The following is a 9,845-nucleotide window of genomic DNA, read 5'->3' on the forward strand; positions in this document are numbered from 1 at the left end:
GTCAGGGGAATGGGTCAGCGTGTATGCTGTGCCGAAGATGGATTGTCCTTCAGAAGAACGGATGATCCGCTTGGCGCTGAACGGCTTTGATGAGATTCGAACGCTGTCCTTCGACTTGTCGAACCGCCGATTGGAGGTCGTGCATGACGGCGAGGCTGAGCCCATTACCGCGAAACTGGCGACCTTGGGGCTAGGCGCCTCTCTTCAGGAAACCGTCATTGCCGACCCAGAGACGATCAAGGCCGCTGAGAGCTCGGCGGTCTCTGCTACGCAGGAGTCAGGCACTCTGCGCGTGTTGCTCGGTATCAATGCGATCATGTTCGTGGTGGAAATGACTGCTGGCCTGATCGCCCAGTCTACCGGCCTGATCGCTGATTCCCTGGATATGTTTGCCGATGCAGCCGTCTATGGCCTGGCTCTCTATGCCGTAGGGCGCAGTGCGAAAATGCAGGTACGTGCCGCGCATCTGGCAGGGGTACTGCAACTGATTTTGGCTATCGGCGTACTCGTCGAGGTGGTGCGACGCTTTGTTTTCGGTAGTGAGCCTGAATCGCTGATGATGATGGCCATCGCCTTCGTCGCGTTGATCGCCAATACCGGTTGCCTGCTGTTGATATCCAAGCACCGCGAAGGCGGCGCGCATATGAAGGCAAGCTGGATATTTTCGGCCAACGACGTGGTCATCAATCTGGGGGTTATCCTTGCAGGGCTTCTTGTTGCCTGGACCGGCTCCAACTACCCGGATCTGGTTATTGGCGGTATTGTGGGAGGCATTGTACTCATTGGTGCCAAGCGAATTCTTGCGCTAAAAGGATAATTCGATGTCTGAAGACCGTTCTCGCTTTTTTACGCTCACCTTTCTCGGCTTTTCGGCACTTATAGCACTGGCCGACCAGCTTATTAAATGGCTCGTCCAGCAATCCATGGCTTACGGGCAATCGGTTGAGATCACTCCTTTCTTTAATTGGGTGCACGTATGGAATAAAGGCGCTGCCTTCAGTCTCTTTGCCGATGGCGATGGCTGGCAGCGATATTTTTTTATTGCGATAGCCATTGTCGTCTCGGCTGTTCTGGTCAAATTGATTCGGGACAGCCATAAGCGAACCGAAGCCCTAGCCTATTCGATGGTACTTGGCGGTGCATTCGGAAATGTCATCGACCGAGTTTTTCGAGGCTATGTTGTCGATTACCTGGATTTTCATTGGCAATCCTGGCACTGGCCGGCATTCAATATTGCCGACGCCTTCATAGTCCTGGGCGTGATCATGATTTTTGTCACGGGCTTCAGGGCCGAAAAAGTGTGGGAAACAACATGGAAAATCGCCAGAATGGCTAGTTTGCGCGATGTCGCCAACGCATAACCCTCTTAGTCAGGCTTAGCGAGTATTGCGACTACATTTAGTTGAACAGTAACCGAACAAGGAGAAAATAATGGGCCACGAGCATGCTCACATGTCGCCGGATACCAAGGACAAGCGAGTTGCAGTAGCCATCTGGGCGAATGGCGTCCTGACTGTCGCCCAGATCGCGGGCGGGATCTTCGCTGGCAGCCTGGCGCTGATCGCCGACGCTATACATAACTTTTCAGACATGGCATCGCTGGTTATCGCTTTTGCCGCCCGGAAAATTGCACGCCGCCCGGCCGACTCAAAGATGACCTTTGGCTATGGGAGAATTGAGATCGTTGCGGCACTCATAAACTACACCACCTTGATCATGATAGGCCTTTACCTGATCTACGAAGGTACCATGCGATTCATTGAGCCGACGGAAATCAAGGGATGGTGGGTAATCTGGCTTGGCATTGTCGCACTGGTAGTGGACGCGCTGACCGCGCTGCTGACCTACTCGATGCAGAAGGGCAGCGTTAATATTCGTGCGTTGTTTTTACACAACTTGTCTGATGCGTTTGCCTCAATAGCAGTCGTTATAGGCGGTGCCCTGATTCTGCTCTACGACATGCGCTGGGTTGATCCAGCGATCACAATTGGTATCGCCAGCTACATTCTCTACCTGGGCCTGACGGAAATCGGCGGAACCATCCGAACACTCATGCTGGGCAGTCCTGTGGATATCGACACAGATTCGGTCATTGAGGCTGTATCAAACGTAGAGGGCGTTATCGACCTTCACCACGTACATTTCTGGCAGATGGGTGAGCATGATGCCTCCCTTGACGCCCATGTGGTGGTCGAGATAAGTGCATGGAATGAACTTGAGAAAGTCAAGGACAAGATAAAACGAACTTTGGAAAACGAGTTCAGCATCACTCATTCAACATTGGAGTTTGAACATCCTGATCACAGTCACAAAGATGCCCATACTTATGGCCATGGCTAGCAGGGCTGCTGAAATGGGTGCCGTGTGGCAGATATGCTGCGAATGGCCGACATGCCTCACGGTTACGAGCACGCCATGCGAGACGTAATTGAACGCCATCAGGTCTGGGCCTACCTCATCGCGGTTATCCTCGGTCTTGTTGTCGGTTGGACAGGATCTCTCGGCGACAATGTGCCGGAATACCTGATCTGGGCCTTGCTTGGGGTTTTGCTCTACGCCACGTTTACTCAAACACCGTTGACTCACCTGTCTGATGTGTTCCGGGATCGTCGGTTCATGAGTGCCTTGCTCACCGGCAACTTCCTGGTGATGCCAGCGATCACTGCCTTGCTGGTGTTGGCACTGCCGGATAATGACGCGCTGAAGCTGGGTGTGCTTCTGGTATTGCTGATGCCCTGTACCGACTGGTTTGTCACCTTCACTCACCTAGGCAAGGGGGACAGCACCCGAGCCATTGCGGCAACACCGGTTCTGCTGATTGCTCAACTGGGTCTTCTTCCACTTTACCTCTGGCTTTTCATGGGTAATCAGTTCGACGTGAATCTTGAGCTTGGGCGGCACCTCCTGCCGGCCTTTGGCGGGCTGATTATTGTCCCGCTTATCCTGGCATTTCTGACTGAAAAATGGGCCGAAAACTCCAGAAAAGCCATCGGGTTCATTCGCTTCATGGGTCTGATGCCGGTCCCTCTGCTGACAGTCGTACTGTTCATCATCTCAATGACACAGGTCAGCCAGATCGACAGTACCGGCTCACTTATCTGGCCCTTGATGATTCTGTTTCCGGCCTATCTTCTAGCTGCGGCTCTGGTTGGAAAGGCTCTGCGCCGGGTCTTTCGATTACCGGTAGAAACCGGTCGCACCGTCATCTTCAGCCTAGGAACACGCAACTCCTTCGTGGTTTTACCTTTGGCACTGTCAATGCCAGAGGCCTGGGCTGTGGCCGTCGTGGTGATTGTCGTCCAGTCTTTGTTGGAACTGTTTGGAATGATGCTTTATCTGCGGTGGGTGCCTAGTCGGCTGCTACCGGACACCTGAATAATCTGAAACCCGTAAACTCATTTAAAATAGGAAGATCTCCCGTGCAAACCCGAACCCTGGTCATCAGTCTCCTTCTTTTTTGTCTGGTTGTCTTTGCTGGTGCTTTTGTTATTTACGATCGCTCCCAGGGCACTAATGAACCCGCCGTTGTTGAAAAAACGCCACTGGTGAGGGATTACTCTCCCGTTATTGGCCCTGAGGACGCGCCGGTAACCATTGTCGAGTTCTTCGACCCATCCTGCGAAGGTTGTCGCGCCATGCATCCCTATGTGAAACAGATTCAGGCTGCCTACCCGGACAACGTGCGTCTGGTACTGCGCTACGTATTGTTTCACAAAGGCTCGGAAGAGGCCGTCAGAATCCTGGAAACCGCCCGTGAACAGGGGGTCTATGAGCCGGTACTGGACGCTGTTATGGAAGCACAACCGAAATGGCACGATGATCCAAAGGTCGCCGCAGCATGGGATGCGGCGGAGTCAGCCGGACTTGATGTCGAAGCCGCTCGGGCCGGTATGAACTCACCCGAGATTGACGGCATTATTCAACAGGATGCTGCGGACGTTAAGGCGGTTGGAATTTCCGGAACCCCAACATTCTACGTTAACGGAGACACCTTGAGCCGCCTGGGGCCTCAGGAACTGTACGACCTGGTGACATCCAAGGTAGGGTCACTGAAATAACAACAAAACAACCGGCAACGCTATGTCACTGCTTGACTACCTTTTACCCTACGATTTCTCGCCGCTGACCATACTCAGCTACATGCTCGTGATGGGATTCTATGGCGTCGGGCTAATTCGGATGCCGGAACAGGACCGGCCAGGCTCACTGCGGATCTTTGCGTTCACCCTGGGGGTACTGATCTGTTATGCGGTGATGCAGACCCGCTTCGATTACTACGCACAATACATGTTCTTCGTCCATCGGGGCCAGCACCTGATTCTTCATCACATCGGGCCTATCCTGATCGCGCTTTCCAATCCCTTGCCAGTCATGCGGTTCTGGTTTGAAAAAATCAGCCCAGGCTGGAGGCGCACGCTCCGGCCTCTGAGTTGGGTTTATCAAGTCCTGCAACAACCCTTCATCGCCCTATTCCTGTTTGTCGGGCTCATTTATTTCTGGCTGTGGCCATCAATCCATTTCGACGCCATGCTCAGCCGGGATCTGTATTGGGTCATGAACTGGAGCATGTTGCTGGATGGCCTGCTGTTCTGGTGGTTGATCTTTGATCCAAGACCGCCGGCGATCACCTCATCGCTGGGGTATGGCAGACGCATGTTGGTTCTGGCCGCCGCAGGTGTGCTTCAGATGTTTCTTGGGGCGTGGATCGTGTTCTCACGTGACATGGTCTATGACGTTTACGAAGTCTGTGGCAGGGCCTGGCCGCTGGACCCGGAAGTCGACCAGCTTCTGGGCGGCATGCTGACCTATATTCCTCCAGCCATGATGAGCATCCTTGGTATTCTTCTGATGCTCCGGCGAGCCATGCATCAGGACGGAAAATATACCAACCAATCCAAACAACTTGAGGAAACAGCGTCATGAGAACTCGCTTCTGGCGACAGCGCACCAAAATCATATCGGCGACCTTAACGCTGATAGCATCCCTATTGCTGACTGGTTGCCTTGGAAATGACGAGGAAGACTGGAACGGTAAAAACATTAGTGGGCTGATGCCCGAGCTGGAATTCGATCTGATTAACAGCCAGGGCGAGCTAGTGTCTGGCAGTGATTACAGTGGCCGCGTGAGAATGCTGTTTTTCGGGTTCACCTCGTGCCCCGATGTTTGCCCGACTGCCCTGCAAAAACTCAATCAGGCAACCAGTGGCCTGGACCCGAAGCTTCAGGATGAAGTGCTCACTTTGTTTGTGAGTGTCGACCCGAACCGTGACACGCCTGAGCGCCTCGCAAAATACGTGGATTTCTTCGGTGACAATATTGTAGGACTCACTGGAAAAGAACCCCAGCTTCGTGAACTGGCAAAACGATATAGAACAACCTTCGGTTATGACGAACCTGACCCCGATGGAAATTATGCGGTCTCACACAGCAGCGCGATTTATGTATTTGATCGCGAAGGTAACCCCCGCCTCTTAATGCGGCCCGATCTGAGTAGAGAAGAAATTCGGCATGACCTCGTTGCTCTTATTCAGGAGGATGCCTGACTGAATAGACTGTCCCAACTCGAATTGAGACAGTCCTGGTTGGCGGGCACATACAAAGTGGTTAAGCAGAGCCGGAGAGTGTCTCGATAATTCGGCAGTCCATAATAACTCCGCCGTCACAACACGCACTCAGTCTTTCCAACTCGTGTTCCATTGCATGTAGATCTTTCAGTCGAGAGCGCACTTGAACCAGTTGTTGTTCAACTTTGGCGTCCACACCCGCACAGGACTCCTGCTGACGATCCGCCAGTGAAAGCAGTTCACGAATATCGTCAAGGCTAAATCCGAGCCCGCGGCTTCGTCGAATAAACAGCAGCCGCGAATGATCCTCTTCGGAGTAGAGACGATAGCCCGACTCCGAGCGGGTCGCTTTCGGCAACAGTCCAATTTTTTCGTAATAACGGATGGTCACGGGCTTAACGCCCGTATCATCAGCTAGCCGACCGACCGTGTTCCTTTTTTCGCTCATCGCTATTGACCTTATAGTTACTATAACCACCAGTGTATCGATGTATTGCACGTTTTAGGAGGGTTCGTCGTGGACAGCTGCTGTGAAAACAAGGCCGGTGAACTGGCACAATTGCGAGCGAGCCAAAGCCGGGTGCTTTACATTGCGCTTGCCATCAACGCAGTGATGTTTGTGGTGGAATTCAGCGCCGGCTGGATTGCAAGCTCTACCGCGTTGCTGGGCGATTCGCTGGATATGTTTGGCGACGCGTCTGTCTATGCACTGACACTGTTCGTGCTGGACCGAAGCCGTCGCGCGCGTGCCGGAGCGGCTTTGTTCAAAGGCGGCTTTATGCTGTTGTTCGGGCTTGTTGTTGTCGCCGATGCCATCCGCAAGCTGGTGATACAGGAAGTGCCCGCCGCCGAGTGGATGGGCGCTGTCGGCGCTCTTGCCCTGTTTGCAAACGGCGTTTGTTTTGTGTTGCTCTACCGTCATCGTGCGGACGATCTCAATATGCGTTCCACCTGGATGTGTTCCAGGAACGATCTGTTCGCCAATAGCAGTGTAATCATTGCGGCAGGATTGGTCGCCCTCACCAATACCCTCTGGCCGGACATCATTGTGGGCCTCGCCATTGCTGCGCTATTCCTGCACTCCGCTTGGCAGGTCATCCGTGAGGGTATGGAGGAATGGCGTGCCGGTGGGGCTGAAACCGCCGATAAATCGAGCAAAGATGAAGGCGATACCGCTGGAAACAGCTGCTGCTCTTCTTCGCAAAGCACTTGTGCCAATGAATCCAGAGAGCCATCCCGGTGACCACCAATAACCGGGTGATTCCATGGGGGCTGCTGCTGTCAGCCTGGCTACTGGCGGCGGGGTCCTCGCTTTCAGCCATCTACATCGGGGAAGTTCTCGGGCAGGCTCCGTGCGTTCTGTGCTGGTTTCAGCGCGCCTTCATGTTTCCGTTGGCGGTGATTCTCGCAGTCGCCTGCTACTACTCGGATTTTAACGTTTGGCGCTACGCTATGCCGCTGTCTGTCATTGGCTCCCTGTTCGCTCTAGCCCACTCACTGCTTTATGTGGGGCTCATTCCACAACCCATTCAGCCCTGCACGGCCACTGGCCCGTCCTGCTCGGGTGACGGAATGACGATATTTGGTGGGCTGCCGCTTCCGTTTCTATCGCTGGCCATTTTTGTTGCCATCATCATTCTGCTCTTGCTTATCCGTCGGAGAGTTCATACATGAATCGTCGTGCCATCTTTGTTGTCGTGTGTCTCGTGCTGATCGCAGCCTTTTCAGCCGCCGTCCTATTCAAGCCACAGCCCCAGCAGCCTCAAAAAACGGCCACCACCGGCGAAAAGTCTGTTGCCGCTGCCGAACCGATCGCGAACCAACAAGCATTGGTACGCTTCCATTCGCCCACATTCGGGCCTGCCGACGCACCGGTGATCATCGTTGAGTTTTTCGACCCCTCCTGCGAAGCCTGCCGGGCGTTCTACCCGATCGTGAAACAGATACTTGCTGAGTATCCAGGCCAGGTGCGGCTTGTTTTGCGGTACACAATGTTCCATCAGGGTTCCGAGGAAGTCTCCAGAATTCTGGAAGCAGCTCGCCTGCAAGATGTCTATGAACCGGTGCTGGAAGCTGTGTTGGAGGTGCAGCCGGCCTGGCACGACGACCCGAAGGTTGCCAAGGCATGGGGAGCGGCCGAGGCAGCCGGTCTGGACCTGTCCCAAGCCCGTGAGGATATGCAATCCGAACGGATAAGCGCCATCCTTGATCAGGACATGCAGGACGTCAAAACCATCGGTGTTCGGGGCACCCCGACTTTTTTCGTGAATGGCCGCCAACTCACGGAGTTTGGTCCCAAACCGCTACTTCGTCTTGTTCAGGAGTCGCTCCCAGACGCACAGAAATAGTCGACCGGTGTCGAACAAAACACGGATGGGCTTGATGCCCTCCACCGTCAACTGAACTCAGAAAATTGAGGACTCACGGAAATGCCAGATCTTGCGACATGGGGAATGCTGGCTGCTTTTTTTGGCGGCCTGGTGTCATTTTTCTCACCCTGCACTCTGCCGCTGGTTCCGGGGTATCTATCGGTCGTTACGGGCGGCACTGTCACAGACCGTTCGAGTCGACTGCAATCTCTGTGGCTCAGTATCTGTTTTGTCCTTGGGTTCAGTGTAGTGTTCATCGCTTTTGGTGCCAGCGCTAGTCTGCTCGGTCAGTGGCTGATGGCCTACCGGCAGGAAGCCAATCTGGTGGCGGGCATTCTGATTGTGCTGATGGGGCTATTTATGCTGGGCTGGTGGAGCATGCCCGCGTTACAGCGCGACTGGCGCTTTGGGCAAACCCTTGAGGGTGGACGGCCCACGGCAGCGTTCCTTCTCGGCTTGGCCTTTGCCGTCGGGTGGACACCGTGTATTGGCCCGATATTGGGCGCTATCCTGGCTCTCAGTTCCACCCATGCGAATGCTGAAACCGGCATGCTGTACCTGGCCGTTTATTCGCTGGGGTTGGCAATTCCATTTTTGGCAACGGCTTTATTTATTAAGCACTTTCGGGCGCGAGTGCGCTGGATGAGCCGCTGGAGTCAGTCACTGAGAATCCTGGCAGGGCTGGTTCTGGTTGTTATGGGGGTAATGGTGCTGACGGGACAGATGACCCGGTTTGCATCATGGATGTTATCCGCATTTCCGGTACTCGGAAGACTCGGTTGATCCCGGGCAAATCTTTGCCCACAACTTAGCTGGCCGATAAGGCAGGAGAACTGAGCAGTGAACAGTGAACTCAAGACGTTCTATCTGACAGAACCGGCAGCAGCCGCTGATGCTGACAATCAGGGCGATGTCGCTACAGCGTTCAGACATCTTGAACGGGCTCATATTCTGAGCCAGAAGTTCGCGTTAGCGCACACGACAACACATTTGCGCATGCTCCGGCTTGGCTGGCACGCGCGCGATGCTCGCGAGGTTCTCGGTCAGCTGGCTCGGGCCTTCGCTGCGTTGCTGGTTTCACGAATCCGGGTTCCTGTCGGCAATACGGGACGTGCCAACGTCAGCGCATTTGAACCGATGGCGGTGCCGGAAGACTTGGCGATTGTTCTGGGACACCAGAATCCTTCCAACACGTAATTGAAGGACACCACTTGATGATCAAACCCTGCTTCCAACACCACGCAAAGCGCTTTGCATCCATTGCATTGATGATGCTGGCAATCCTCCTTGTTGGCTGCATGGGCGATGATCCGCCGGATTGGCACGGGACAGACATCAGCGGCGTGATGCCCAAGCTTGAATTCGATTTGATCGACAGTCAGGGAACACGGGTTTCAGGCGATGATTACAGTGGTCAGGTACGAATGCTGTTTTTCGGATTTACCTCTTGCCCTGATGTTTGCCCCACTGCTCTGCAAAAACTCAGCCAGGCCGTCAGCGGGCTGAGCACGGAAAATCAGGAGGAAGTACTTACGTTGTTCGTCAGTGTCGATCCTCAGCGCGACACACCCGAACGCCTGGCGGAGTACGTCAATTTTTTTGGTGACAAAATCATCGGGCTGACCGGCAACGCCTCTGACCTCCGCACGCTTACCCAGCGATACCGGACGACGTTCGGGCATGAAGAACCGGACGCAGAAGGTGACTATGCCGTTACTCACAGCGGTGCAGTCTATGTGTTTGATCGTGAGGGTAATCCTCGCCTGCTTATCCGGCCGGAAGATTTAAGCGCTCAATCCATTCGGCAGGACCTTGTTGGCCTGCTTGAAGAGGATTACTGAATGACTGGAGGCTCTGGAGGAAAGCTCTGACTCGAATGTTCGCTTTTGTTTACGACTGAAGGAGCCTGATC

General features: G+C 54.1%; 14 protein-coding genes. 13 read left to right on the forward strand and 1 reads right to left on the reverse strand.

Features of this window, described 5'->3' with window-relative positions; translation table 11 throughout:
• The 7 genes from AAC035_RS13745 to AAC035_RS13775 all read left to right on the forward strand — a co-directional run.
• Window positions 1–817: cation transporter (locus tag AAC035_RS13745; protein ID WP_339805115.1), on the forward strand; the 817-nt coding region annotated here is incomplete at its 5' end.
• 4 nt (window positions 818–821) lie between these two features.
• On the forward strand, window positions 822–1,361 hold the full coding sequence (gene lspA, locus AAC035_RS13750) for a signal peptidase II (protein WP_008175825.1): 540 nt from the start codon (window positions 822–824) through the stop codon (window positions 1,359–1,361).
• 70 nt (window positions 1,362–1,431) lie between these two features.
• The gene (locus AAC035_RS13755; protein WP_008175827.1) at window positions 1,432–2,340 is read left to right on the forward strand and encodes a cation diffusion facilitator family transporter; all 909 of its coding nucleotides are present in this window, start codon (window positions 1,432–1,434) and stop codon (window positions 2,338–2,340) included.
• A gap of 33 nt (window positions 2,341–2,373) precedes the next feature.
• Window positions 2,374–3,375: an arsenic resistance protein gene (locus AAC035_RS13760; protein WP_227507881.1), complete on the forward strand. Its 1,002-nt coding sequence runs from the start codon at window positions 2,374–2,376 to the stop codon at window positions 3,373–3,375.
• Between the two features lie 44 nt (window positions 3,376–3,419).
• Window positions 3,420–4,058, forward strand: coding sequence for a thioredoxin domain-containing protein (locus tag AAC035_RS13765; protein WP_058091791.1), 639 nt, complete (start codon window positions 3,420–3,422; stop codon window positions 4,056–4,058).
• Between the two features lie 22 nt (window positions 4,059–4,080).
• Window positions 4,081–4,923 carry a cytochrome c oxidase assembly protein gene (locus tag AAC035_RS13770; RefSeq protein ID WP_053113382.1) on the forward strand — a complete coding sequence of 281 codons (843 nt, stop codon included), beginning with the start codon at window positions 4,081–4,083 and terminating at the stop codon, window positions 4,921–4,923.
• Window positions 4,920–5,543 (forward strand): SCO family protein, encoded by a 624-nt coding sequence (locus AAC035_RS13775; RefSeq protein WP_273072755.1) that lies wholly within the window; start codon window positions 4,920–4,922, stop codon window positions 5,541–5,543. Before AAC035_RS13770 ends, AAC035_RS13775 begins: the two co-directional genes overlap by 4 nt.
• Before the next feature lie 61 nt (window positions 5,544–5,604).
• Here the strand turns inward: AAC035_RS13775 and AAC035_RS13780 are convergent, their stop codons facing one another.
• Window positions 5,605–6,012: a helix-turn-helix domain-containing protein gene (locus AAC035_RS13780; protein ID WP_008173636.1), complete on the reverse strand. Its 408-nt coding sequence runs from the start codon at window positions 6,010–6,012 to the stop codon at window positions 5,605–5,607.
• 69 nt (window positions 6,013–6,081) lie between these two features.
• Between AAC035_RS13780 and AAC035_RS13785 the strand changes: the two genes are divergently transcribed.
• The 6 genes from AAC035_RS13785 to AAC035_RS13810 all read left to right on the forward strand — a co-directional run bounded on the left by AAC035_RS13785 (window position 6,082) and on the right by AAC035_RS13810 (window position 9,774).
• Window positions 6,082–6,807: a cation diffusion facilitator family transporter gene (locus AAC035_RS13785; RefSeq protein WP_008173639.1), complete on the forward strand. Its 726-nt coding sequence runs from the start codon at window positions 6,082–6,084 to the stop codon at window positions 6,805–6,807.
• Window positions 6,804–7,238, forward strand: a complete 435-nt coding sequence (locus AAC035_RS13790; RefSeq protein ID WP_008173641.1) for a disulfide bond formation protein B — start codon at window positions 6,804–6,806, stop codon at window positions 7,236–7,238. Before AAC035_RS13785 ends, AAC035_RS13790 begins: the two co-directional genes overlap by 4 nt.
• Complete coding sequence (locus AAC035_RS13795; RefSeq protein WP_008173644.1) at window positions 7,235–7,912, forward strand: thioredoxin domain-containing protein; 678 nt, start codon at window positions 7,235–7,237, stop codon at window positions 7,910–7,912. Before AAC035_RS13790 ends, AAC035_RS13795 begins: the two co-directional genes overlap by 4 nt.
• A gap of 81 nt (window positions 7,913–7,993) precedes the next feature.
• The gene (locus AAC035_RS13800; protein ID WP_008173647.1) at window positions 7,994–8,716 is read left to right on the forward strand and encodes a cytochrome c biogenesis protein CcdA; all 723 of its coding nucleotides are present in this window, start codon (window positions 7,994–7,996) and stop codon (window positions 8,714–8,716) included.
• A gap of 57 nt (window positions 8,717–8,773) precedes the next feature.
• Window positions 8,774–9,130: a DUF3703 domain-containing protein gene (locus tag AAC035_RS13805; RefSeq protein WP_008173648.1), complete on the forward strand. Its 357-nt coding sequence runs from the start codon at window positions 8,774–8,776 to the stop codon at window positions 9,128–9,130.
• Between the two features lie 17 nt (window positions 9,131–9,147).
• Entirely contained in the window at window positions 9,148–9,774 is a 627-nt protein-coding gene (locus AAC035_RS13810) for an SCO family protein (RefSeq protein WP_053113916.1), read from the forward strand.
• Window positions 9,775–9,845 lie beyond the last annotated feature (71 nt).

The sequence above is a fragment of the uncultured Marinobacter sp. genome, assembly GCF_963974375.1.
In the GTDB taxonomy this organism is placed as follows: domain Bacteria; phylum Pseudomonadota; class Gammaproteobacteria; order Pseudomonadales; family Oleiphilaceae; genus Marinobacter.